Here is a 26,462-nt window from a genome sequence, read left to right on the forward strand (position 1 = left end):
GGCCTGTTACTACTGTACCACGACCCTGGATTGAGAATACGTCTTCGATAGGCATGATGAATGGCTTATCGATGTCACGCTCTGGCTCTGGGATGTAAGAATCTAGTGCTTCTGCAAGCTCAACGATCTTCGCTTCCCACTGCTCTTCGCCTTCTAGTGCTTTAAGCGCTGAACCTTGGATTAGTGGTAGGTCATCACCTGGGAAGTCGTACTCAGAAAGTAGCTCACGAACTTCCATCTCTACTAGCTCTAGTAGCTCTTCGTCGTCAACCATGTCACATTTGTTCATGAATACGATGATGTAAGGTACACCAACCTGACGAGAAAGTAGGATGTGCTCACGTGTTTGAGGCATAGGACCGTCAGTAGCTGCAACTACTAGGATCGCGCCGTCCATCTGTGCAGCACCTGTGATCATGTTTTTAACATAGTCAGCGTGTCCTGGACAGTCTACGTGTGCATAGTGACGAGTTGGTGTGTCATACTCAACGTGTGAAGTTGAGATTGTGATACCACGCTCACGCTCTTCTGGAGCGTTATCGATTGATGCGAAGTCTTTTGCTTCACCACCGTATACTTTTGCAAGTACGTTAGTGATTGCTGCAGTTAGAGTTGTTTTACCGTGGTCAACGTGGCCGATTGTACCTACGTTTACGTGCGGTTTTACGCGTTCAAACTTTTCTTTTGCCATTTTCAAATTTCCTATAAAGAAATTAAAGTCCAGCCCTAAGACCGGACCGAACTAAAATTACTTAACAGCGCGAGCTGCAATTATTGCATCAGCTACGTTTTTAGCCGCTTCAGCATACTTTAGGAATTCCATAGAGTATGATGCGCGCCCTTGTGTAGCGGAGCGTAAGTCTGTTGCATAACCAAACATTTCAGAAAGCGGTACCTGAGCATTAATTTGCTTCGAGCCACCAAATGCTTCTTCCATGCCTTCAATTATGCCACGACGACGGTTTAAGTCGCCTACTACATCACCCATGTTTTCTTCAGGGGTGATTACTTCTACTTTCATGACAGGCTCAAGTAGAACCGGACTTGCTTCAAGCGCGCCCTTTCTAAAGCCCATCGAACCTGCGATCTTAAACGCCATCTCGTTTGAGTCAACATCGTGGAACGAGCCATCAAACAGAGTAGCTTTAACACCCAATAGCGGATAACCGGCAAGAACACCTTGCTTCATCTGCTCTTGAATACCTTTATCAACCGCTGGGATATACTCTTTTGGTACTGTACCACCTACGATTTCGTTAACGAATTCGTATATTGGCGCATCATCATCAGAGACATCCATTGGTTCTAGCTTCAACCAAACGTGACCATATTGACCACGACCACCAGATTGGCGCACAAACTTACCTTCAGCTTCAACAGAAGCTCGGATAGTTTCGCGGTATGCAACCTGAGGCTTACCAACGTTACAGACAACGTTAAACTCACGCTTCATCCGATCGACAATGATATCTAAGTGAAGTTCACCCATACCAGAGATAATCGTCTGACCCGATTCTTCGTCCGTTTCTACACGGAATGAAGGATCTTCTGCTGCAAGTTTACCAAGCGCAACGCCCATTTTTTCTTGGTCAGCTACTGTTTTAGGTTCTACTGCGACCGAGATTACAGGCTCAGGAAACTCCATACGCTCTAACGTAATTGGCGCTTCTTGAGCACAAAGTGTATCACCAGTAGTTACATCTTTTAGGCCGATAGCAGCCGCGATGTCACCCGCATGAACTTCTTTAATCTCTTCACGCGAGTTTGAGTGCATTTGAACAATACGTCCAAAACGCTCTTTTTTACCTTTAACAGGATTTAGTACCGAATCACCTTGGCTAACTTTACCAGAGTAAACTCGGAAGAAAGTAAGTGTGCCAACGAATGGATCGGTTGCGATCTTAAATGCAAGCGCCGCAAACGGTGCATTATCGTCAGCTTCACGCGTATCTTCGGATTCGTCTTCTAAGACACCTTGGATAGCTTTTACTTCAGTAGGCGAAGGCATGAATTCAATCACAGCGTCAAGCACAGCCTGAACACCTTTGTTCTTGAATGCACTACCTGTCGTCATTGGCACAATTTCATTGGCCAATGTGCGTTGACGAAGGGCTGATTTAATCTCTTCTTCGCTCAACTCACCATCTTCAAGATATTTTTCCATTAGCTCTTCAGAAGCTTCTGCAGCGCTCTCAATTAGATGAGAACGCCATTCTTCAGCAAGCTCAAGAAGATCTGCAGGGACCTCTTCATAGTTGAAAGTCATTCCCTGGTCTTCTTCATTCCAGTTAATCGCTTTCATCTTGATAAGGTCAATAACACCTTTAAATTCATCTTCAGCACCAATTGGTAGCTGAATAGGCACAGGTGTAGCACCGAGACGTTTTTTAACTTGTTCAACAACAGACAAGAAATTAGCCCCCGTACGATCCATCTTATTGACGAAAATCATACGTGGTACTTCGTATTTATTTGCCTGACGCCAAACGGTCTCAGTTTGCGGTTGCACACCTGATGAAGCACATAACACAACAACAGCACCATCAAGTACGCGCAATGAACGCTCTACTTCGATAGTAAAATCTACGTGTCCTGGAGTATCGATGATGTTTACACGATGCTCATCAAACTGAGCATCCATCCCTTTCCAGAAACACGTTGTTGCAGCAGAAGTGATCGTGATACCACGCTCTTGCTCCTGCTCCATCCAGTCCATAGTTGCGGCGCCGTCGTGTACTTCACCAATCTTATGAGAAAGACCAGTATAGAAAAGTACACGTTCGGTTGTAGTTGTCTTACCCGCATCTACGTGAGCGCATATACCGATGTTACGGTAACGCTCAATCGGAGTTGTCCGTGCCATAATATCCTCTTAAAGGGTGTTAGCAGATTACCAACGGTAGTGAGCGAATGCTTTGTTCGCTTCAGCCATACGGTGAACGTCTTCACGTTTCTTAACCGCAGTGCCTTTGTTTTCAGCAGCGTCGATCATCTCTTGAGCAAGACGAAGACCCATTGATTTCTCGCCACGCTTACGTGCAGCTTCAACCAACCAACGCATACCTAGTGCGTTACGACGCACTGGACGTACTTCAACTGGTACTTGGTACGTTGAACCACCAACACGGCGAGATTTAACCTCTACCTGTGGGCGAACGTTATCAAGTGCAGATTCAAAGATTTCTAGGTGCGACTTGCCTGATTTTTCAGCAGCCACGTCTAGCGCACCATATACGATTTTTTCAGCAGTAGATTTCTTGCCGTCAAGCATTACTACGTTAACGAATTTAGCAAGAAGCTCTGATCCGAACTTCGGATCTGGAAGAATTTTACGTTGACCTATTACGCGTCTTCTAGGCATTTTCTTTCTCCGGTATCTTCAGGTCCGTGCTAAACACGGATTCCCAAAACAATATATAAAAATTTAAAACTTAAGTGCTTGGCCTTACTAACGGAGAACCATTAGCCCTTAGGACGTTTTGCACCGTACTTAGAACGAGCCTGTCTACGGTCGTTTACGCCTGCACAGTCAAGTGCACCACGAACAGTGTGGAAACGCACACCTGGTAAGTCTTTAACACGACCACCACGGATTAGGATTACACTGTGCTCTTGTAGGTTGTGACCTTCACCACCAATGTATGAAGTTACTTCGAAACCGTTAGTTAAACGTACACGCGCTACTTTACGTAATGCAGAGTTTGGTTTCTTAGGTGTTGTTGTATATACACGAGTACATACACCACGCTTTTGTGGACAAGCTTTAAGAGCAGCTGAGTTGCTCTTTGTAACCTTGCTACGACGTGGCTTACGCACTAGCTGGTTAATAGTTGCCATTAAATAGCTCCTGAATTAATAAATTACTACTGAAAAATAAAATCTTACCATTTAGGTCAAATCCAATTTTCTTGAACGACTAAAATGGGTGGCCGAATTTTAATGACCAAAGTTTAACCTGTCAACCAAAAGTCGTCATCAGCGCTAAGTAAATGCATGCAATTCGGATGGTTTTGTCTGCGAAGCTATTGAAAGTTAACAAAAGTTGACGATTGCATTGAAAAACCTTTGTTGCAGTATACATATTGATGTGACGCTTTGATGGCAATTCGACCAGCGAGTTGAAAAGGCATAAAAAAACCGCTGCATTCACACAGCGGTTTTTCAATTAATTAGCTAAATGGCGAGGATTACTCGTTGCCACCTAGTAAATCAGCGTTTAGTGCGTCTGTTAGCGCTTGAGTTGCCTCTTCAGCACTTACTGTTTGCTCTTCAACAGCTGCTTCACCTTGCTTACGACGGTTGATACGCTCTTCATGGTATGCGAAACCTGTACCCGCAGGGATCAAACGACCCACGATTACGTTTTCTTTCAAACCACGTAGCTCATCGCTCTTACCGTTAACCGCAGCTTCGGTTAGAACACGTGTTGTTTCCTGGAACGATGCCGCAGAAATAAACGATTCAGTCGCAAGTGACGCTTTAGTAATACCCATTAGTTGGATTTCAAACTTAGCTGGGATCTTACCTTGCATTTCTAGTTCACGGTTAGCGATGTTTACACGTGCAACTTCAGCTTGCTCGCCTACTAGGAACTCACTGTCACCACCATCAAGGATGATACACTTACGAAGCATCTGACGAACGATAGTCTCAATGTGCTTATCGTTAATCTTTACACCCTGTAGGCGGTATACTTCTTGTACTTCGTTAGTGATGTAGTTAGATACATCAGTAACACCACGTAGACGTAGGATGTCGTGCGGAGACTCTGGACCATCGGCGATTACTTCACCTTTAGCCACTTGCTCACCTTCGAACACGTTAAGCTGACGCCATTTCGGGATCATCTCTTCGTATGCATCACCCTCTTCCGGTGTGATCACAAGACGTTTCTTACCTTTAGTCTCTTTACCGAAGCTAACGGTACCTGTGATTTCTGCAAGAATTGCAGGATCTTTTGGCTTACGCGCTTCGAATAGGTCAGCAACTCGAGGTAGACCACCCGTGATGTCACGAGTCTTCGAACCTTCTTGTGGAATACGAGCCAGTACCGAACCAGGTAGTACTGTTGCACCATCTGTGATTTCAATCGTTGTGAATGAAGGTAGACGGATCTCTTGAAGACCACGTTCTTCGTTCTCAATGATTAGTTTAGGCTCTTTCGCGTTTACTTTCGCAAGATCCTTAACAACCACACGTGTTAGACCAGTTAATTCATCAGTCTGTGCTTCAGTGTTTGAATCATCAATATCGCTGAACGATACTTTTGACTCATGTTCAATGATGATTGGGTGACTATGCGGGTCCCAAGTAGCAACGATATCGTTACCTTTAACGTCAGCACCATCTTGTACAGTTAATACTGCACCGTAAGGAACTTTATAACGCTCTTTCTCACGACCGTGCTCATCGATTATCGTGATCTCAGTTGAACGAGACGTGATAACGATTTTGCCATCAGCATTGATTACAAACTTAGCATTGTGAAGTTTCAGATTACCATTGTTCTTAACTTGAACACTGTTCTCTGCAGAAGCTCGTGATGCCGCACCACCGATGTGGAATGTACGCATCGTAAGCTGTGTACCCGGCTCACCGATTGACTGTGCCGCGATTACACCAACTGCTTCACCAGGGTTGATGATGTGGCCACGTGCCAAGTCACGACCATAACAGTGTGCACACACACCAAAGTCGTTTTGACAGGTGATTACAGAACGTACTTTAACTTCGTCTACTGAGTGCTCTTCTAGAAGGTCACACAGTTTTTCGTCAATCATTACGTTACGTTCAACCAGTACTTCTGTTGTACCAGGCTTAACCACGTCTTCAGCAACAACACGACCTAGTACACGCTCACGAAGCGGCTCTACAACGTCACCACCTTCAATTAGCGGCTTCATTACTAGACCTTCTTCGGTACCACAGTCTGATTCATTGATAACCAAATCTTGTGCTACGTCTACTAGACGACGAGTTAGGTAACCCGAGTTCGCTGTCTTAAGTGCCGTATCCGCTAGACCCTTACGCGCACCGTGCGTCGAGATAAAGTACTGTAGTACGTTTAGACCTTCACGGAAGTTCGCTGTAATTGGCGTTTCGATGATTGAACCATCTGGACGTGCCATTAGACCACGCATACCCGCTAGCTGACGGATCTGAGCAGCACTACCACGAGCGCCAGAGTCTGCCATCATAAACACTGAGTTAAATGACGGTTGCTCTTCTTCGTTGCCTTCAGCGTTGATGACCGTTTCTTTTGAAAGATTAGCCATCATCTCGCGAGAAAGGTTTTCGTTTACACGTGACCAGATATCGATAACTTTGTTGTATTTCTCACCGGCAGTTACAAGACCTGATTGGAACTGTTGGTTGATTTCTGCAACTTCAGCTTCCGCACGATCGATGATCTCACCTTTAGTTGGTGGGATTACCATGTCATTGATACCGATAGAAACACCTGATTTCATCGCGTAGTGGAAACCGGTATACATCACTTGGTCAGCAAAGATAACAGTATCTTTAAGACCTAGACGACGGTAACACTCGTTAAGAAGACCAGAAATTTGTTTCTTACCTAGTGGTTTGTTGATCAGTTCAAACGGCAAGCCTTCAGGGATATTCAATGAAAGGATTGCACGACCTACTGTCGTATCTACTAGGTGAGTTAACGTGCCGCGCTCACGTGTTTCTTCGTCGATAGTCACTTCTGTGATACGCACTTTAACACGAGCGTGAAGCTCAGCTGCACCTACACGGTATGCTTTTTCTGCTTCTTTAGCATCTTTAAATACAGTGCCTTCACCTTTACCGTTGATACGATCGCGAGTCATGTAGTAAAGACCTAGTACAACGTCCTGTGAAGGAACGATGATTGGTTCACCGTTAGCTGGTGCTAGGATGTTGTTGGTAGACATCATCAATGCACGCGCTTCCAACTGCGCTTCAAGCGTCAGTGGTACGTGAACAGCCATTTGGTCACCATCGAAGTCAGCGTTATACGCCGCACACACTAGCGGGTGCAGGTGAATCGCTTTACCTTCGATAAGTACAGGTTCGAATGCTTGGATACCTAGACGGTGAAGTGTTGGCGCCCGGTTAAGTAAAACCGGGTGCTCACGGATAACTTCGTCTAGTACGTCCCAAACTTCTGGTACTTCACGCTCAACCATCTTCTTCGCAGCTTTGATGGTTGTCGCCATACCACGGCGCTCTAGTTTACCGTAGATAAATGGCTTGAATAGCTCAAGTGCCATCTTCTTAGGTAGACCACACTGATGTAGTTTCAGCGTAGGACCAACGGTGATAACAGAACGGCCTGAGTAGTCAACACGCTTACCTAGAAGGTTTTGACGGAAACGACCTTGCTTACCTTTGATCATGTCAGCAAGCGACTTCAGTGGACGCTTGTTAGAACCCGTAATTGCACGGCCACGACGACCATTATCAAGTAGCGCATCAACCGCTTCTTGAAGCATACGCTTTTCGTTACGTACGATGATGTCTGGTGCAGCTAGGTCTAAAAGACGCTTCAAACGGTTGTTACGGTTAATCACACGACGGTAAAGGTCGTTCAGATCTGAAGTCGCAAAACGACCGCCGTCTAGTGGTACTAGCGGACGTAGATCTGGTGGAAGAACCGGTAGCACGCTCATTACCATCCACTCAGGGTTGTTACCTGATTGGTGGAACGCTTCCATTAGTTTAAGACGCTTAGTGATTTTCTTACGCTTAGTTTCAGAGTTGATTGTTGGCAACTCTTCACGCATTTCAGCGATTAACTGACCAAGGTCTAGGTCACGAAGTAGATCAAGTACAGCTTCTGCACCCATCTTCGCTTCAAACTCATCACCGTGCTCTTCAAGTGCATCTAGGTATTCTTCTTCACCTAGTAGTTGACCGCGCTCAAGCGTAGTCATACCTGGCTCAGTTACCACGAATGATTCGAAATAAAGTACGCGCTCGATATCACGAAGCGTCATGTCTAGCATTAGACCGATACGTGACGGAAGTGATTTCAAGAACCAAATATGCGCAACTGGGCTAGCCAGCTCGATGTGACCCATACGGTCACGACGTACTTTAGTTAGCGTTACTTCAACGCCACACTTTTCACAGATAACACCACGGTGCTTCAAGCGCTTGTATTTACCACACAAACACTCGTAATCTTTTACTGGGCCGAAGATACGGGCACAGAATAAGCCATCACGCTCAGGCTTGAAAGTACGGTAGTTGATTGTCTCAGGTTTCTTTACTTCACCGTAAGACCATGAACGCACCATGTCTGGCGAAGCAAGACCAATGCGAATTGCATCGAATTCTTCGGTCTTATTTTGTTGCTTCAGAAACTTAAGTAAGTCTTTCACCTTAGCTCTCCTGTCGGAGGTTAATCTTGAGGGCAAGCCACGCTCACCCCTACATTCTTTTCAGTCCGGTTGCAGTTATGCAACGCCGCAGCGCACTGCGGCGGTCGGATTAAATTTCTTCCAACTCGATGTTGATACCTAGCGAGCGGATTTCTTTCAACAGTACGTTGAACGACTCAGGCATACCCGGCTCCATCTTGTGGTTACCGTCTACGATGTTCTTATACATCTTAGTACGACCGTTAACGTCATCCGACTTCACTGTCAACATTTCTTGTAGTGTGTAGGCAGCACCGTATGCTTCTAGTGCCCATACCTCCATCTCACCGAAACGCTGACCACCGAACTGTGCCTTACCACCCAGCGGCTGCTGAGTAACTAGGCTGTAAGAACCTGTTGAACGCGCGTGCATCTTGTCATCAACAAGGTGGTTCAGTTTCAGCATGTACATGTAGCCTACTGTTACTTGACGCTCAAATGCATCACCAGTACGACCATCATATAACGTTACCTGACCACTTCTTGGATAACCACCAAGCTCTAGCATGTCTTTGATTTCAGCTTCACGTGCACCATCAAATGCTGGTGTTGCGATTGGAAGACCACCTTTAAGGTTATCTGCCAAGCGACGGATTTCATCATCAGAGAAGTTAGCAATATCTACTTTCTGACGGCAGTCACCGATTTCGTAAGCTTTCTTGATGAATTCGCGTAGCTCGTGAATTTCACGTTGCTCTTTCATCATTTCTTCAAGACGTTCACCGATACCACGAGCAGCTAGACCCATGTGAGTTTCTAGGATCTGACCGATGTTCATACGAGATGGTACACCCAGCGGGTTAAGTACGATATCTACAGTACGACCTTTATCATCGTAAGGCATGTCTTCAACAGGAACGATAGTTGAGATTACACCCTTGTTACCGTGACGACCCGCCATCTTATCACCAGGTTGAATACGACGTTTAACAGCTAGGTATACTTTAACAATCTTAAGTACGCCAGGCGCTAGGTCATCACCTTGAGTGATCTTACGACGCTTGTTCTCGAAACGCTTATCGTAGTCAGCTTTAAGCTCGTCATACTGTGCAGCTAGTTGCTCAAGCTCTGCTTGATGCTCTTCATCAGCAAGACTTTGCGTTAGTAGCTTCTCAGTATTAAAGCCAGCAAGCTGCTCTTCACTCATACCTGATTTAATCAGTAGGTTACGAGCGTGAGTCAGGATACCGCCTTCAAGGATTCTGAACTCTTCGTTGAAGTCTTTCTTCGCTTCGCGAAGCTGCATATCTTCAACTTCTAGTGCACGTTTGTCTTTTTCAACACCATCACGCGTAAACACTTGTACGTCGATAACCGTACCAGATACAGAGTTTGGTACACGTAGTGAGCTGTCTTTAACGTCAGACGCTTTTTCACCGAAGATAGCGCGTAGTAGCTTTTCTTCAGGTGTTAGCTGCGTTTCACCTTTAGGCGTTACTTTACCTACAAGGATGTCGCCGCCTTTCACTTCAGCACCGATATATACAACGCCTGATTCGTCAAGCTTACCTAGTGCAGATTCACCTACGTTTGGAATATCCGCAGTGATTTCTTCTGGACCAAGCTTAGTATCACGAGCAATACACTGAAGCTCTTGAATGTGGATAGTCGTTAGACGATCTTCTTTTACAACATTCTCTGAAAGTAGGATTGAATCCTCGAAGTTGTAACCATTCCAAGGCATGAACGCTACACGTAGGTTCTGACCAAGTGCTAAATCACCTAGGTCTGTTGAAGGACCATCAGCAAGCACGTCACCACGTACCACCGGCTCACCAACCATACAAGTTGGTTTCTGGTTGATACAAGTGTTTTGGTTTGAACGTGTGTACTTAGTTAAGTTATAGATGTCGATGCCCGCTTCACCTTGGATGCGCTCATCTTCATTAACGTTAACAACAATACGGCTTGCATCAGCATACTTAACGATACCGCCACGCTTAGCAACGATTGTTACACCAGAGTCTTTCGCTAGTGTACGCTCAATACCGGTACCAACTAGCGGCTTATCAGCACGTAGTGTAGGTACAGCTTGACGTTGCATGTTCGATCCCATCAATGCGCGGTTCGCGTCATCGTGTTCTAGGAATGGGATAAGCGCTGCAGCCACAGAGATTACCTGCTGTGGAGATACGTCCATATACTGGATGCTGTCGCTTGGCATAAAGGTTGATTCACCTTTAAAACGACATGGAATCAATTCTTCAGCAAATTGGTTGTCATCAGTTAGCGTTGTATTCGCCTGTGCGATAACGAACTGACCTTCTTCAATTGCTGATAGGTAATCAACATCGTCAGTAACGATACCGTCTACTACTTTGCGGTATGGAGTCTCTAAGAAACCATAGTCGTTTGTACGCGCGTAAGTAGATAGCGAGTTGATTAGACCGATGTTTGGACCTTCAGGCGTTTCGATAGGACAAACACGACCGTAGTGCGTTACGTGTACGTCACGTACTTCGAAGCCAGCACGCTCACGAGTTAGACCACCCGGACCTAATGCAGAAATACGACGCTTGTGCGTTACTTCTGAAAGCGGGTTGTTCTGGTCCATAAACTGTGAAAGCTGTGAAGAACCAAAGAATTCTTTTACTGCTGCAGAGATTGGCTTAGCGTTGATCAAATCCTGTGGCATAACGTTATCTAGGTCACCAAGACTTAGACGCTCACGTACCGCACGCTCAACACGTACAAGACCTACACGGAATTGGTTTTCAGCCATTTCACCTACAGAACGGATACGACGGTTACCTAAGTGGTCGATGTCATCAACATCGCCTTTACCGTTACGGATGTCGATCAATACCTTCATCACGCTCACGATATCTTCTTTAGATAGTGTACCGTCACCTTCGTCTGAATCATAACCAACACGGCTATTGAACTTCATACGACCAACGGTTGAAAGGTCGTAGCGCTCTTCAGAGAAGAATAGGTTATCAAATAACGCTTCTGCAGCTTCTTTTGTTGGTGGCTCACCAGGGCGCATCATGCGATAGATTTCTACCAATGCTTCTAGGCGATTGTTAGTAGAATCAACACGTAATGTCTCTGACATGTACGCACCGCTGTCTACTTCGTTGATGTAAAGCGTATCGATCTTTGAGTGACCTGCCTTCACCAATTCAGCCATAAGCTCTAGTGATAGTTCAGAGTTCGCTTCTGCAATCACTTCGCCTGTTGATTCGTCGATATAGTTTTTAGCAACAACACGACCGATGATGTACTCATGCGGTACTTCAAGAGTGTCGATGCCTTGCTTTTCGATGCTCTTAATGTGGCGTGCAGTAATACGACGGCCTTTTTCAACCAATACGTCACCGTTTGCATCTTTAATATCAAATGCAGCGGTTTCACCACGTAGGCGTGAAGGCACAAGTTCCATCAACACTTTGCCATCTTTTACTTCGAAACTTGTCGTTTCAAAAAATAGTGCCAAGATTTCGTCTGAAGTGAACTCTAGCGCACGTAAGATGATAGATGCTGGTAGTTTACGGCGACGGTCAATACGAACGTAAAGGTTATCTTTAACGTCGAATTCAAAGTCAAGCCATGAACCACGGTAAGGGATCACACGTGCGTTATATAACACTTTACCAGATGAGTGTGATTTACCACGGTCGTTATCAAAGAATACACCAGGTGAACGGTGTAGCTGAGAAACGATAACACGCTCAGTACCATTGATTACAAAAGTACCGGTGTCTGTCATGAGCGGGATTTCGCCCATGTAAACTTCTTGCTCTTTTATGTCTTTGACTGTGCCAGGTGCATCTTTGTCCATTAGCACAAGACGTAGTTTAACGCGAAGTGGAGCAGAATATGTCACACCGCGAATTTGACATTCTTTAACGTCAAATACTGGCTCGCCAATACGATAACTGACGTATTGAAGTTCAGAATTGCCCGAGTAGCTCTTGATAGGGAATACAGAACGGAAAGCAGCTTCCAATCCAGTATCGCCATCGGCATCAGGCGCAATGAACTTATCGAACGATTCCAACTGCATTTGCAGTAGGAAAGGTATGTCCAAAACCTGTGGACGTTTACCAAAATCCTTACGGATACGTTTCTTTTCAGAATAAGAGTAAGCCATGGGGTTCCTCAGCTTGCTGATCTTTGACCCAACCTGTCCAAAATTGAACAGACTTCACTGGCATCTAAGCCATGATAACAACATCTAAATTGTCACACTAACTTGCTTAACTAACGGCTTAAATGAGCACAATTCAGGCTATATTCAAATCGTTAATGTCATCAAATTAGTGTTACTTCAAATGCCATTGCGATTTTCAACAAAAACTTCTAAGTTATTGAAAATTACAGTGAAATTCGAAGATTTATGCACGATAGAAATGCATATCTCTATAGCGCAAAAGGGCCGGTGATTAAATAATCACCAGCCCTTGCCTGATTTCTCAGGCAGCGAACCTAGCGGGAGCTAGATTACTTGATCTCAACTTCAGCACCAGCTTCTTCAAGATCTTTCTTAAGCGCTTCAGCTTCTTCCTTAGATACACCTTCTTTGATAGGTGCAGGAGCAGACTCAACTAGCGCTTTAGCTTCTTTAAGGCCTAGACCTGTTGCGCCACGTACCGCTTTGATTGCAGCAACTTTGTTACCGCCAGCAGCAGCTAGGATTACGTCGAACTCAGTCTTTTCTTCAGCAGCTTCAGCAGGACCAGCAGCAACAACAGCAGCAGCTGCAGTTACACCGAACTTCTCTTCCATAGCTTCAACTAGTTCAACAACTTCCATTACTGACATTTCAGCAATAGCGTCAAGGATTTGGTCTTTAGTTACAGACATTTCAAATTTCCTAATTATTTACGAACCCATGCGGTTCAAAAAATTTATTAAAGAAAGGAGCGTTGCTTAAATTAAGCAGCTTGCTCAGCTTTCTGTACACGTACCGCTTCAATTGTTTTACACAATTTGCCAGCAGACGCTTCTTTCATAGCGCTCATTAAGCGTGCAACAGCTTCGTCGTAAGTAGGTAGCTTAGCAAGCATATCTACGTCAACGATTTTGCCTTCGAATGCAGCAGTTTTAAGCTCAAATGCTTCGTTCTTTTTCGCGAAATCTGCAAAGATACGCGCAGCAGCACCAGGGTGCTCTGAAGAGAAAGCGATTAGGCTTGGACCAACTAGTGATTCATTTAGGCATTCGTAATCAGTGCCTTCTACCGCACGTCTAGCTAGGGTGTTACGAACAACTTTCATCCATACACCAGCTTCACGAGCTTCTTTACGAAGAGCAGTGATTGCACCTACTGTTACACCACGAGAATCAGCAACAACTGCTGAAAGAGCACCTTTGGCAGCTTCGTTGACTTCAGCAACAATTGCTTTTTTGTCTTGAAGATTTAAAGCCATGGGTGTTACTCCTGGTTTATAGAAAAACAAACACGTTTTTCAGTTCTACTCTACCCTGCTAAAAACTTTAGCAGAGATGCTTTTTACGGCGAGAGCCAGAAGATTAGGAAAATCTAGCTGGGATTCACACCGTCTACGTAGGACGATTAAGGCCGAAGCCACCTACGGTCTTGGACGGAAGCGCAATTTATCGATTCATTGTAGACCATGATGGAAACAATTTTCGAAATTATACGCTTCAACCCGAATTCTTTGCTTTGTAAAGAAGCACACTTCTCTACAAAATGGCGCAAAATTATAGTCTAATTTTTACGCCATGTAAACGCTAAACTCTAAATTATACTACTTGAGTATTTAGAGTAGCTTGGTCTAAAGCAACACCAGCACCCATCGTAGTAGAGATGCTTACTTTCTTCACGAAAGTACCTTTTGCAGTAGAAGGCTTAGCCTTCTTAAGCGCGATGATTAGCGCTTCAAGGTTTTCTTGAAGTTGGTTAGCGTCAAAGTCTACTTTACCGATAGTAGTGTGGATGATACCGTTCTTATCGTTACGGTAACGAACCTGACCAGCTTTAGCGTTCTTAACAGCTTCTGCAACGTTAGGCGTTACAGTACCTGTCTTAGGGTTAGGCATAAGACCACGTGGACCTAGGATTTGACCTAGCTGACCAACAACGCGCATTGCATCTGGAGAAGCAACAACAACGTCAAAGTTCATTTCGCCTTTCTTAACTTGCTCTGCAAGGTCTTCCATACCTACTAAATCAGCACCAGCTTCTTTAGCAGCTTCAGCATTTGCACCTTGAGTGAATACCGCTACGCGTACATCACGACCAGTACCGTGAGGTAGTACAGTTGCACCACGTACGTTTTGGTCAGATTTACGAGCATCAATACCTAGGTTTACAGCAACGTCAACACTTTCAACGAACTTAGCAGTAGCAAGTTCTTTTAGAAGAGCAACAGCTTCGTTGATTTCGTACTCTTTAGTCGCATCCACTTTCTCGCGGATAGTACGCATACGCTTAGTTAATTTAGCCATTCTCAATTACTCCTCTACGTTCAAGCCCATTGCACGTGCAGAACCTGCAATCGTGCGTACAGCTGCGTCCATATCAGCAGCAGTAAGATCTGGACGTTTCGTCTCAACGATCTCTTCAAGTTGAGCACGAGTAACTGTACCAACTTTTTCAGTGTTAGGACGACCAGAACCAGACTTGATACCAGCAGCCTTCTTAAGAAGGTATGCCGCAGGTGGAGTCTTCATTTCAAAAGTGAAAGAACGGTCACTGTAAACAGAAATAACAACAGGAACAGGTGCGCCTTTTTCGATAGACTCTGTACGTGCGTTGAACGCTTTACAGAATTCCATGATGTTTACACCGTGTTGACCTAGTGCAGGACCTACTGGAGGACTAGGGTTAGCCATACCAGCAGCAACTTGTAGCTTGATTAGAGCTTCAACTTTCTTAGCCATGATAATACCTCAATTGTGGGTCTTTGCCTCGTGCGCGTGAGGACGCGTACTCAAACGGCTTCCCAGTTAAAAAATTCAGTCTTTTTGCCGCATATTTTTGCGTACAACAAAAAGGCCGCTGATTATAGATTAATCAGCGGCCTTTGACAACTTTTTCAAGTTAGAATTTATTTGTCTTTCTCAACCTGACCAAATTCTAGATCTACAGGCGTTGAACGACCGAAAATAAGTACCGAAACTTTCAGGCGACTCTTTTCGTAATCCACTTCTTCAACCACACCGTTGAAGTCAGCAAATGGACCATCTGTAACACGAACCACTTCACCCGGCTCAAATAAAGTAGCAGGTTTCGGTGCTTCAGCATTTTCTTGCAGACGGTTAAGAATACGATCCGCTTCTTTTTGACTGATTGGTGCAGGACGGTCTGACGTACCACCAACAAAGCCCATTACACGCGGTGTACTATTCACCAAGTGCCAAGACGCATCGTCCATTACCATTTGAACTAATACATAGCCAGGGAAGAATTTACGCTCAGATTTACGTTTCTGACCTGCACGCATTTCAACCACTTCTTCAGTCGGCACAAGGATCTCACCGAATAGGTCTTCTAACCCTTCGATTTTAATATGCTCGATAATGGTTTGTGCTACGCGTTTTTCAAAACCCGAAAACGCTTGGATCACGTACCAACGTAATTTCTTTTCTTTGTTCTCATCCGACATGGGATCAGATCTCCAATCCAGTTAAAAAGCCTACTGCACGGAAAAGTATACCATCTAATCCCCATAGGATTAATGCCATAATCACCGTTGCAATGATCACGATGAAAGTAGTGTGAGTCGCTTCCTGACGCGTTGGCCAGATAACTTTACGTACTTCAATACGTGATTCTTTAGCAAAAGCGATAAAGGTACGGCCTTTTTCAGTCGTTACCAAAATGCCCAAAGCCGCAGCGATAGCTGCAACTACGCCAACAGCGCGTACTAAAACAGATAAATCGGCATATAGATAATTACCAACTACGGCACCAGTTAGAAGTGCAATAGCAGCTAGCCACTTTACCGTGTCCATCGAGCTTGACGAGTTTTCAACATTAGTGCTCATAATCAATTTTACCTTAAATACAGACACAACAACCCCGCATAGAACAGGGTAAATCCATTCAATCCAAATTTACAAATAAGCGACTTAAGTGGTTTTGGGTCACGTTATTTTAAATGTGGACTTGTTGCTGAATTGGCAGGGGCGGCAGGACTCGAACCCGCAACCATCGGTTTTGGAGACCGCTGTTCTACCAATTGGAACTACGCCCCTGCAAAGTGGATGCCCATTATACTGACGAAGCAAACGAAAACAAGTGTAAAAGATATGCAAAGTAACATTTAATCTAAACTTGGTTTTACGACGTCTTCAGAAAAGACGCAATAAATCTCCGTGATAAAAATCACAAAGCACCCAAACTTGCTCAAATGGATGACAATCAGGGATCTCCCAAGTGGCTTTTAAGCGCTTAAAATCATCAAGATGATAGATGGGGCTAGCATTTCGAATTAACAACCAAACACGTTGTGAATCATAGTATTTTTTGGCTTTTTGATTGAGCAGCCGCTGTAAGCCGATACTCAGTTGATCGGAGTCAGCGGCTTGACTCATTGCCGCCAGCTCTCTTTGCGTGGAGAGAGACAGCTGACGTCCAAGCACAGCCATCGCTTCTTTCTCACTTGCATAAAAATGGGCTATTTCTATATCAAGCTGTATTTTTCCTTGATAACAACTGACGTCCGGTTTATTGGGCTCATTGTGCCAAATATGGCGCATATGCACTGCAAACTGCTTTTCATAACTGCGTAAAAACAGTTTAGCCGCGTCATGCTCAAGTTTTATTTTTTCTGCTTCACTCGCTCTGTCCATTCACAACCACTGCTACATCACTCAATAAGCTTGAAGCACCGAATCTAAAATTCTTGGCATTGAGCCACTCGGCCCCCATAATTTCTTCAGCCAATCGTAAATATCGCTGTGCTTCAACTACTGACTTTACTCCACCGGCCGCTTTAAATCCAACCGATTTACCGCTGCTTTTGATTGTCTTAAGGATAACTTCAGCCGCTTCAGGTGTAGCATTGACAGCAACCTTTCCTGTACTTGTTTTAACAAAGTCCGCGCCCGCCATAATGGCAAGCTGCGCGGCTTCCGCAATGAGCTTTGGTTTAGCCAATACGCCACTTTCGATGATGACCTTGAGCTTTGCTTTACCTTGACAAGCAAGCTTGCTTGAATGCACATATTGCCAAGGTGTATCTGGGTCACCCGCCATCAGCTGCTGATAAGGAAGCACAAGATCAATTTCGTCGGCACCATCTGCGATTGCTGAATGAGTTTGTGCAACGACCTGCTGGAGCTTTTGTTCTCCAGATGGGAAGTTGGTCACCGTTGCCACTTTTATCTGCGGCCACTCACGCTTTTCCAACTCTTCTTTTACTAACATCACAAACTGCGGATACACACAAATCGCCGCTGGTAGTCCAATATCAGGGTTAATGCTATTCAATAATGCGAGAATACTTGCCGGCGTATCGTCCTCTTTCAAAGAGGTTAAATCCATTAAACTCAGCGACAACCGAGCATCAGATTGTAAAGTCATTACCGTGTTCCTTTTCATTCTATGTAATAAGCCTAGGGCCTGTTCATCTTTCAAGTTTGTTTTTGCAGCAACTTGATTGGTATTTATACAAGGCAGAGCCTGCGTAGCATAGTTGCTCTATGTGAGCTAGGCGATAAAGACTTTGTGCTCCTGCAAAGTCACCTTACCCCACATCCTTGTGGGGCAACACAGAAAAATGCCAATCAAGCGCTGCCCTTTGGGTTCACCTGAGTGCGCTTTGTTCATTGTTGCTCAACTTTTGCCTAGATTACTAGGCGGCAAATTGAGCGCCGCGACCAAAACCCACTCAGAAGAACAAAAATCAAACAGCAAAGGTCAACAGACCCTAGTTAAATGCATACAGCAGGACCAACAATAGGACAAATGTCCGCATACAATTACCTGTCGGACGCGGTTTTTACTATTGTTCATTAAATGAATATCTCATAACCAAACACTATAATCGTCAAATCACAGCAAAAACTTAAGTTAACCACATGAAACAAAAAGAAAATTACATTTAACTGGTTTTTTTATAACTTTTGGTTATATGGAGTCGGTTTAAATTATTTTTTCCCACATTTGCAACTCTATATGCTGCGCTCTATTACTGATATCAATCAATATTGATATCAACCGTCGTGATGTTTAGCAGAGGTTATCGTGCAATACTTGCCAATTTTTACCAAACTAGAAAATAAACCTGTATTGATTGTAGGTGGTGGTGAAGTTGCGCTGAGAAAGTGCCGCGCCTTTTTGAAAGCCAATGCAGCAGTCACTTTGGTTTCACCTGAGTTTTGCACTGAGCTTTTATCACTAGCAGCGGATGCAAGCGTTGCACTTCGACATAAGCCATTTGATGCATCAGACCTAGATAATGCCATGTTAGTCGTTGCGGCAACGGATATTGAGGCCGTAAATGCAGAGGTAGCAGAGCTTGCTGAAGCCCGTAACCTTTTCGTTAACGTAGTCGACGACCAACCAAAGTGTAATTTTATTTTTCCTTCAATCGTGGATAGAAACCCTATAACGATTGCCATATCCAGTGCTGGAACTGCGCCCGTCCTTGCAAGACGATTACGAGAGAAGTTAGAAACCCTTATTCCACAGCATATAGGTCCGCTGGCAACACTTGTCGGTCAATTCAGACATAAAGTGAAAGCGCACTTTAAACACTTTGCTGACCGCCGTCAGTTTTGGGAATCTGTCTTTGATTCAAATGTGGTAAGTGAAGTACAAGCTGGTAACAATGAAAATGCACAAATTCAACTTGAAGCCATGCTAGAAAGCACTCCCTCCCCTGAAGGCGAAGTTTATGTCGTCGGTGCGGGTCCTGGCGACCCTGAGCTACTGACGCTTAAGGCATTACAACTAATGCAACAAGCCGATGTGGTAGTGTATGATTATCTGGTATCTGACGAAATAATGGATCTTGTACGTCGTGACGCTGATTTAATCTGCGTGGGCAAAAAAGCCGGTAATCATAGTGTTAAACAAGAACACACCAACGAGATTTTGGTTGACTTAGCCAAACAAGGTAAAAAGGTTTGTAGGATAAAAGGCGGCGACCCATTTATTTATGGTCGCGGTGGCGAAGAAGTGCAAGTGTTGGCCGAAAATAGCGTTAAATATCAAATCGTTCCGGGCATTACTGCTGCTGCAGGATGTAGCGCATACGCTGGTATTCCATTAACTCATAGAGATCATGCTCAAGCTATTCAATTTGTGACTGGGCATTGCAAGCAAGATGGACAAGAACTCGACTGGGAAGGCTTAGCTAAGGCGAATCAAACGCTTGCAGTATACATGGGAGTGATTAAATCGCCGCACATTCAGGCGCAATTACTCGCTCATGGCCGCTCGCCGAATACACCTGTAGCAATTGTTGAGAATGGCACGCGTAAATCTCAGCGTGTAGTAAGAACACAATTAGATCAACTTGCACAGACTATTACTGCGCATGATATTCAGTCGCCAGCACTATTGATTATTGGTGAAGTAGCAGCATTACATGAGCAATTAGCTTGGTTTAATAAGAACAATCAAATCAGTAGCTTTGCTCAACCCATTACGCAAGTCGCGTAATAACCGTAACAGATAGTTAAATTTATAAGTAGGACATTAATCATGGCTTTAACCCATCTCCAGCAACTCGAAGCTGAGAGCATAAAGATCATCCGAGAGGTTGCCGCAGAGTTTGAAAACCCGGTAATGCTGTACTCGATTGGTAAAGACTCGTCGGTACTGCTTCATCTTGCTCGTAAGGCTTTCTACCCTGCGAAGATCCCTTTTCCTCTACTCCACGTTGATACCAATTGGAAATTTAGAGAAATGATCGAGTTTCGCGATAGATTAGCAAAAGAGTATGGATTTGAACTGCTTGTGCACAAAAACCCAGAAGGGCTAGAGATGAACATAAGTCCATTTGTTCATGGTTCATCTAAGCATACCGATATCATGAAAACACAAGGCCTTAAGCAAGCGCTAGATCAATATGGCTTTGATGCGGCTTTTGGTGGTGCGCGCCGTGATGAAGAAAAATCTCGCGCAAAAGAAAGAGTTTACTCATTTAGAGATAAACACCATCGCTGGGATCCTAAAAACCAACGTCCGGAGTTATGGAATACGTATAACGGCCAAGTGAACCCTGGCGAAAGCATTCGAGTTTTCCCATTATCAAACTGGACAGAGCTCGATATTTGGCAATATATCTACCAAGAAGGTATTGAGATAGTGCCACTTTACCTATCTAAGCCAAGACCGGTTGTCGAGCGTAACGGAACGTTAATTATGGTCGATGATGACCGTATGCCACTTGCAGAAGGTGAAGTGCCTGAAATGAAATCAGTACGCTTCAGAACGCTAGGCTGTTACCCACTAACGGGGGCTGTTGAATCAGAAGCCGATACACTTACCGGAATTATCGAAGAAATGTTGTTATCTACGTCGTCAGAACGTGAAGGACGAGTGATTGATCACGATTCGTCAGGGTCAATGGAGAAGAAAAAGCGCGAGGGGTATTTCTAATGTCAACAGCAAATGAAGTGAAAGAATTAGGCATTGAAACCTACTTAGCACGTCAGCAAGACAAGAGTTTGTTGCGCATGATGACCTGCGGCAGCGTAGATGACGGTAAATCAACGCTGATCGGCCGTTTGCTGCACGATAGCCATCAAATCTATGAAGACCAATTAGCTGCGCTACACAAAGACAATGAAAAAGTCGGCAATGCGGGTGAAGATCTAGATTTAGCGTTACTTGTTGATGGCTTACAAGCAGAGCGTGAGCAAGGTATTACCATTGATGTGGCTTACCGCTATTTCTCAACTGCGAAGCGTAAATTTATTATTGCCGATACGCCAGGACACGAGCAGTACACCCGTAATATGGTTACGGGTGCTTCGACCAGTGATTTGGCCATTATTCTTGTCGATGCCCGTTATGGTGTCCAAGTTCAGACTAAACGCCATAGCTTTATTTGTGATTCACTGGGTATCAAACAGTTCGTTGTCGCGATAAACAAGATGGATATTGTTGATTTTGATGAGGCCGTATTTGAGCGCATAAAGGCCGACTATTTGAAATTTGCTGAACAACTGAACGTACGAGATATTCGCTTTGTGCCAATGTCAGCACTTAAAGGCGACAATGTTGTAAATCGCTCAGAAAAAACGCCTTATTATCAAGACAAACCATTGCTGGAACTGCTGGAAGACTCTCCTGCGGCAGAGCCTAATCATGGTTTTGAAGCGCGCTTCCCGGTGCAATATGTTGTGCGTCCTAATCTAGACTTTCGTGGTTTCCAAGGCACATTAACCTCTGGTAGCTTAAGCGTTGGCCAAGCGGTTAAAGTATTGCCATCAGGTAAGACTTCAACCATTAAAGAACTCGTGACTTTTGATGGCAATCTAACTCAAGTGGAAACCGGACAAGCATTCACTATCACCCTAGCAGATGAAGTCGATGTGAGTCGTGGCGACGTGATAGTGCCTGTAGAGTCGACTGCTCAGGTGACGAATCAGATCACTGCTAAGCTGGTATGGATGCACGAAACACCACTACAATTGGGTAAAAGTTATAACCTTAAATTGGGTAGCAAGAAAACCGCGGCAATCGTGAAAAATATCGAGCACACTATCGATGTGAATACACTTGAGCACGGCCAAGCCGATTCATTGTCATTAAATGAAATTGCTATCGTAACCATCGAGCTGACAGAAAATGTCGTTGCGGATGAGTATTTAAATAATCGTGAAACCGGCTCGTTTATCTTAATTGATCGCCTATCTAACCTAACGATAGGTGCAGGTATGGTGGAAACGGTTCAAGCCGCAACAGCAACGTCCTCAAGTCAGTTTAGTGAATTTGAGATTGAGTTTAATGCATTAGTTCGCAAGCACTTCCCTCATTGGCAAGCGCTTGATATTTCGAAGCTAAAATAATGCAATTTAGCCTGTTAGACGAGGTATGACGTCATTATGGAACAAGTCATTTTAACAGGCATTATGCTAGCGTTAGTCGTGTGTCTTTTTGCCACACGCATTAACGCTGCATGGCTATTCACAGGCGCAATCGCCACAAGTTATTTGACTGGCCTCATCGATCTTGAATCGATGTTGGTGAATTATGCGAACCCGTCTTTAATCACGCTTGTGCTGCTTATCCTAGTTTCTATTGCGATTGAAAAAACAACCTTAGTCAAAAAACTCGCCCACTCAATGGCACAAGGTAGTCTCGCAAAAGCGGTGATTAAACTGGGTTTATCCACCGCCTTTTTGTCTTCTTTTACCAATAACACTGCGGTGGTTGCTTCGCTGATCACCACCGTTAAAGAGAGCAAAACACACGCGCCTTCTAAGCTGCTATTACCGCTTTCTTATACCGCTATTTTAGGTGGTACGTTAACGCTAATAGGTACTTCTACCAACCTTATTGTTAATGGCTTTGCCGTAGAAGCAGGGATGGCACCGCTGGGCTTTTTTGACTTTACCTTAGTTGGTCTTGCCGTCCTGAGTGTTGGTTTATTGACCATCACGATTATGCTCAAATATTTGCCCGACAACGGCAAAAATAATGATGAGGTCGTGCCGTTTTATTTAGAAGGGAAAGTTGAGCCAAGCTCCAAGCTAGTTGGCCGCACGGTTGAAGAAAACGGCCTGCGCGACCTCAAAGACTTATTTCTTGCTGAAATCATTCGTGGTGAACGACGGATCTGCGCCGTTACGCCACAACAAGAAATTCTTGCTGGTGATGTTCTGCTATTTGTGGGCGACATCAACTCAGTGCCACTGTTACAGCGTTTCGATGGATTAAAGATAGTCCATGATAAACACGAGAAAGACGTTGAGCACTTGGTGGAAGTGGTCGTCAGTCAGTCTTCACGCTTTCTTGGAAAAACCATTAAAGAGATCCGCTTTAGAGAGCAGTTTCATGCTGCTATTATTGCGATACGTCGTGGTCATGATCGCCTACAAGGTGGAATCGGTCAGGTCGAATTACAAGCGGGTGACTCTTTAATACTAGCACCAAGCAGCGATTTTTATGCACTCCCCAATCTCAAACGCGAATTTGTGTATATCTCGGGCCTAGATTTACAAACACATCTATCTCGCAATAAGTCCAACACCGTACTTGCGAGTTTTGCGACAGTGGTTGGCCTTAGCATCTTTGGAGTTGTACCGCTGGTAAAAGGGTTAATCGTGTTACTCGCTGCCCTTGTGGTGCTCGGTACAATTAAAGTCCCAGAGATGAAACGCCGTTTTCCTATTGAGCTTGTCGCTATTGTTGGCAGTGCGATAGGACTGGCGAAGTTAATGATTGAAACCGGGCTGGCAGCCGAGATTTCTTCGAGCTTATTGTGGTTGTTAGGGGATTTTGGTCCTTACGGTGCATTTATCGCCATTTTTGTGATGACTGTGATATTTACCGAACTCATCACTAACAATGCCGCGGCAGCACTTTCATTCCCAGTAGCTTATGCGCTGGCAAGTGGCTTTGATGTAAGTCCATTGCCATTTGTAATGGCGGTAGCCTTTGGCGCATCCGCGAGCTTTATCTCACCTTTTGGCTATCAAACTAACCTCATGGTGTATAGCGCAGGCAACTATCGAATTCGTGATTACGTCACCATGGGACTGCCCTTGTCGTTGATTTATTCAGCGACGGTACTGACTGTTATTCCATTTGTCTTTCCATTTTAATAGAGCAAAGTATGGACGAAAATATTGTTTGGCATAACTATGCCGTAGATAAAACAAAACGTAGCGAATTAAAAGGTCATAAGCCTTGCGTGCTGTGGTTTACAGGCTTTTCAGGCTCAGGTAAAAGCACCGTGGCCAATGCTCTTGAGCATACACTGCAAGCAAAAGGCATACATACCTACCTCCTTGATGGAGATAATGTCAGGCATGGACTGTGTAAAGACTTAGGGTTCAGCGATGAAGACCGAGTCGAAAACATTCGTCGAGTGGGTGAACTCAGCAAACTCATGGTCGATGCGGGACTAATGGTACTCACCGCTTTTATCTCTCCTTTTCAAGCAGAACGAGATATGGTGCGTAACTTAGTCGCAAGCGGCGAGTTTATTGAAGTATATCTAGATACGCCGCTTGCAGTTTGCGAGCAACGAGACCCTAAAGGTTTGTATAAAAAAGCGCGTGCTGGAGAAATAAAACATTTTACTGGCATAGATTCGGCGTATGAGCCCCCAATTAGTCCAGAAATATGTTTAAATACTTCCGAGCAGTCGCTGGAAGAATCTGTCCAGCAGCTAATACACTATCTACTGTCAAAAAATTTAATAGGGTAAGTCATGAATCATACGGATCTGCTGGAAGAAGTATTAAATCTGAGTATTCGCGCTGGTGAAGCGATTATGGAGATTTATGCCAAGGACTTTAATGTTGAATATAAAGAAGATGAAAGTCCCGTCACTGAGGCAGATCTCGCTGCACATCAAATTATTGTTGCAGGCCTAAAAACCCTCACTCCCGAAATGCCGATATTAAGCGAAGAAAGCGCAGGAATAGATTGGCAAGAGCGCCAACAATGGCAAGAGTATTGGCTGGTTGACCCCATTGATGGCACCAAGGAATTCATCAAGAAAAATGGCGAATTTACGGTAAATATTGCACTTATTAATAACGGTGAACCCATTCTTGGTGTTGTTCATGCTCCAGCACTTAATGAAAGCTACCTTGCAGAAAAAAGTATTGGCGCGTTCAAGCAAACGGGTGAAGCTCGCATAGAGCTAAAAGTCACGACAAAGCCCAATCAAGGTTTAATCAAGGTAGTTGGCTCACGCTCACACCCTTCACCAGATTTGGCTGCGTACCTTACCCGCTTCGAGCAAGTCGACATGGTACCTAAAGGCAGTTCACTTAAGTTATGTTTAGTGGCCGAAAGTAAAGCCGATGTTTACCCTCGCCTTGGCCCAACTTCAGAGTGGGATACCGGGGCCGGACACGCGGTGGCGAGTATCGCTGGGGCAAAAGTCAGCCAAGTGAATGGCGAGCCTCTGCGCTATAATCAAAAAGCCGAGTATCTTAACCCCTATTTTGTGGTTTCTAGGTTGGAAGACTAAGCTAGAAGGTGGTAATACCGTAAACTAATTCACGTAAAACCAGTCGAATTAACGTTCGACTGGTTTATTTGCGACGCGAGTTAGGAGTTTATCGTATACGCTTTTTAAAACCGCTCTTGGCGTTTCAAGCAAAAATGTCTCTTTTACCAACTGCTCCAGCTGAGCAAAGCTCTCAACTGCAGTTTCAGTAACACTGCCATCACATTCATGCCATTCAAAATAACTCTGATTACGCAGTAAATAACGATGGCAATCTGTAATTCGAGAAACCACTAAGTTATTCACAAACGCCGCTTCAGGATGTTGATGGGAATAAAAGTGTGCCACTTCACAATCGGATTCGAACACTTCAGCAAGGTCGACATGATATAAAGTGAGCGGTGCTTCTCCTTCCTCTAACAAAGTAACTTTAACTGTGTCTGCTGTTTTTTGTACCTGATAAGTCTGCCGACCTTGGATAGTTAAGGCCTGATTGATGTTAATCGGTACACGAGGAGACTTCACTCCAAACCCCACATCAACCAAATACTGCTCGCCGTCCAAATTTAACAATGTCATCCGATGAGAACGAGGATTGGAGAGGTTACCATTTAGCATTACTCTCGCAAGAACCGGCCTTACCGTAAACCCAAGCTGTTGCAACGCTAAAAATGCCACCTTGTTATGCTCAAAGCAGTAGCCTCCTTGTTTGTTGATCACTAAGCGGTTAAATAGTGGTAATGGGTCAAGCAACAGACGCTCACCATACATGGCATTAATACTTGAGAAGGCGTAACGAGAGAGGTGTTTTTGTTGTAACTCGGTGACCAGCTCAATCCCAGCAAAGTGCTGTAACGATAAGCTGCTAAGATATTGATTGATATTCGCTTCTAATTCCATGACTGACTCCTAAAGTTGATGAAGGCAGGTTAAAACCTCAACCCATGTTAAGGTCAATAGGTATTTTTACTTTTTCAACCATTGTTTCTATCAC

The 26,462-nt window shown here is 44.5% G+C and carries 21 protein-coding genes and 1 tRNA gene; 6 read left to right on the forward strand and 16 right to left on the reverse strand.

Translation table 11 applies throughout. The features are described from left to right. From L1271_RS19125 to deoC, 15 genes are all read right to left on the reverse strand, one after another. On the reverse strand, positions 1–691 hold a 691-nt coding region (locus L1271_RS19125), incomplete at its 3' end, for a GTP-binding protein (protein WP_235368562.1). Positions 692–748: 57 nt separating this feature from the next. Further along, positions 749–2,863 carry an elongation factor G gene (gene fusA, locus L1271_RS19130; RefSeq protein ID WP_102055956.1) on the reverse strand — a complete coding sequence of 705 codons (2,115 nt, stop codon included), beginning with the start codon at positions 2,861–2,863 and terminating at the stop codon, positions 749–751. Positions 2,864–2,890: 27 nt separating this feature from the next. Next, a complete protein-coding gene (rpsG, locus tag L1271_RS19135; protein WP_010376219.1) occupies positions 2,891–3,361 on the reverse strand; it encodes a 30S ribosomal protein S7 in 471 nt (156 codons plus the stop codon). Between the two features lie 101 nt (positions 3,362–3,462). Continuing rightward, positions 3,463–3,837: a 30S ribosomal protein S12 gene (gene rpsL / locus L1271_RS19140; protein WP_010367657.1), complete on the reverse strand. Its 375-nt coding sequence runs from the start codon at positions 3,835–3,837 to the stop codon at positions 3,463–3,465. Between the two features lie 350 nt (positions 3,838–4,187). Continuing rightward, the gene (rpoC, locus tag L1271_RS19145) at positions 4,188–8,369 is read right to left on the reverse strand and encodes a DNA-directed RNA polymerase subunit beta' (protein WP_039494556.1); all 4,182 of its coding nucleotides are present in this window, start codon (positions 8,367–8,369) and stop codon (positions 4,188–4,190) included. A 109-nt stretch (positions 8,370–8,478) separates the two neighbouring features. Continuing rightward, the gene (gene rpoB, locus L1271_RS19150) at positions 8,479–12,504 is read right to left on the reverse strand and encodes a DNA-directed RNA polymerase subunit beta (protein ID WP_102055954.1); all 4,026 of its coding nucleotides are present in this window, start codon (positions 12,502–12,504) and stop codon (positions 8,479–8,481) included. A 350-nt stretch (positions 12,505–12,854) separates the two neighbouring features. Continuing rightward, the gene (rplL, locus tag L1271_RS19155) at positions 12,855–13,217 is read right to left on the reverse strand and encodes a 50S ribosomal protein L7/L12 (RefSeq protein ID WP_070982798.1); all 363 of its coding nucleotides are present in this window, start codon (positions 13,215–13,217) and stop codon (positions 12,855–12,857) included. A 71-nt stretch (positions 13,218–13,288) separates the two neighbouring features. Further along, positions 13,289–13,783, reverse strand: a complete 495-nt coding sequence (gene rplJ / locus L1271_RS19160) for a 50S ribosomal protein L10 (protein WP_010376227.1) — start codon at positions 13,781–13,783, stop codon at positions 13,289–13,291. 337 nt (positions 13,784–14,120) lie between these two features. Beyond that, positions 14,121–14,825: a 50S ribosomal protein L1 gene (rplA, locus tag L1271_RS19165; RefSeq protein WP_010376228.1), complete on the reverse strand. Its 705-nt coding sequence runs from the start codon at positions 14,823–14,825 to the stop codon at positions 14,121–14,123. 6 nt (positions 14,826–14,831) lie between these two features. Further along, positions 14,832–15,260, reverse strand: a complete 429-nt coding sequence (gene rplK, locus L1271_RS19170; RefSeq protein WP_010376229.1) for a 50S ribosomal protein L11 — start codon at positions 15,258–15,260, stop codon at positions 14,832–14,834. A 167-nt stretch (positions 15,261–15,427) separates the two neighbouring features. Then, positions 15,428–15,985 (reverse strand): transcription termination/antitermination protein NusG, encoded by a 558-nt coding sequence (nusG, locus tag L1271_RS19175; protein ID WP_010376230.1) that lies wholly within the window; start codon positions 15,983–15,985, stop codon positions 15,428–15,430. A gap of 4 nt (positions 15,986–15,989) precedes the next feature. Continuing rightward, a complete protein-coding gene (gene secE / locus L1271_RS19180; RefSeq protein ID WP_010376231.1) occupies positions 15,990–16,367 on the reverse strand; it encodes a preprotein translocase subunit SecE in 378 nt (125 codons plus the stop codon). A 133-nt stretch (positions 16,368–16,500) separates the two neighbouring features. Then, positions 16,501–16,577, reverse strand: a tRNA-Trp gene (locus tag L1271_RS19185). A gap of 96 nt (positions 16,578–16,673) precedes the next feature. Next, on the reverse strand, positions 16,674–17,174 hold the full coding sequence (locus tag L1271_RS19190) for a hypothetical protein (RefSeq protein ID WP_102055952.1): 501 nt from the start codon (positions 17,172–17,174) through the stop codon (positions 16,674–16,676). Then, positions 17,158–17,907 carry a deoxyribose-phosphate aldolase gene (deoC, locus tag L1271_RS19195; protein ID WP_102055951.1) on the reverse strand — a complete coding sequence of 250 codons (750 nt, stop codon included), beginning with the start codon at positions 17,905–17,907 and terminating at the stop codon, positions 17,158–17,160. Before deoC ends, L1271_RS19190 begins: the two co-directional genes overlap by 17 nt. A gap of 663 nt (positions 17,908–18,570) precedes the next feature. Between deoC and cysG the strand changes: the two genes are divergently transcribed. The 6 genes from cysG to cysQ are packed head-to-tail and all read left to right on the forward strand — an operon-like array spanning position 18,571 to position 25,489. Further along, positions 18,571–19,992 carry a siroheme synthase CysG gene (gene cysG / locus L1271_RS19200; RefSeq protein ID WP_235368563.1) on the forward strand — a complete coding sequence of 474 codons (1,422 nt, stop codon included), beginning with the start codon at positions 18,571–18,573 and terminating at the stop codon, positions 19,990–19,992. 42 nt (positions 19,993–20,034) lie between these two features. After that, complete coding sequence (cysD, locus tag L1271_RS19205) at positions 20,035–20,934, forward strand: sulfate adenylyltransferase subunit CysD (RefSeq protein WP_010376235.1); 900 nt, start codon at positions 20,035–20,037, stop codon at positions 20,932–20,934. Then, the gene (gene cysN / locus L1271_RS19210) at positions 20,934–22,349 is read left to right on the forward strand and encodes a sulfate adenylyltransferase subunit CysN (RefSeq protein ID WP_235368564.1); all 1,416 of its coding nucleotides are present in this window, start codon (positions 20,934–20,936) and stop codon (positions 22,347–22,349) included. The genes cysD and cysN overlap by 1 nt, the downstream gene beginning before the upstream one ends. A gap of 33 nt (positions 22,350–22,382) precedes the next feature. Then, positions 22,383–24,107 (forward strand): SLC13 family permease, encoded by a 1,725-nt coding sequence (locus L1271_RS19215; protein ID WP_029215936.1) that lies wholly within the window; start codon positions 22,383–22,385, stop codon positions 24,105–24,107. Between the two features lie 11 nt (positions 24,108–24,118). After that, entirely contained in the window at positions 24,119–24,715 is a 597-nt protein-coding gene (gene cysC / locus L1271_RS19220) for an adenylyl-sulfate kinase (RefSeq protein WP_235368565.1), read from the forward strand. Between the two features lie 3 nt (positions 24,716–24,718). Beyond that, a complete protein-coding gene (cysQ, locus tag L1271_RS19225; RefSeq protein ID WP_235368566.1) occupies positions 24,719–25,489 on the forward strand; it encodes a 3'(2'),5'-bisphosphate nucleotidase CysQ in 771 nt (256 codons plus the stop codon). 48 nt (positions 25,490–25,537) lie between these two features. Here the strand turns inward: cysQ and L1271_RS19230 are convergent, their stop codons facing one another. Beyond that, on the reverse strand, positions 25,538–26,368 hold the full coding sequence (locus tag L1271_RS19230) for an arylamine N-acetyltransferase family protein (RefSeq protein WP_102055941.1): 831 nt from the start codon (positions 26,366–26,368) through the stop codon (positions 25,538–25,540). Between the last annotated feature and the right edge of the window lie 94 nt (positions 26,369–26,462).

This window comes from Pseudoalteromonas sp. OF5H-5 (genome assembly GCF_021530695.1).
In the GTDB taxonomy this organism is placed as follows: domain Bacteria; phylum Pseudomonadota; class Gammaproteobacteria; order Enterobacterales; family Alteromonadaceae; genus Pseudoalteromonas.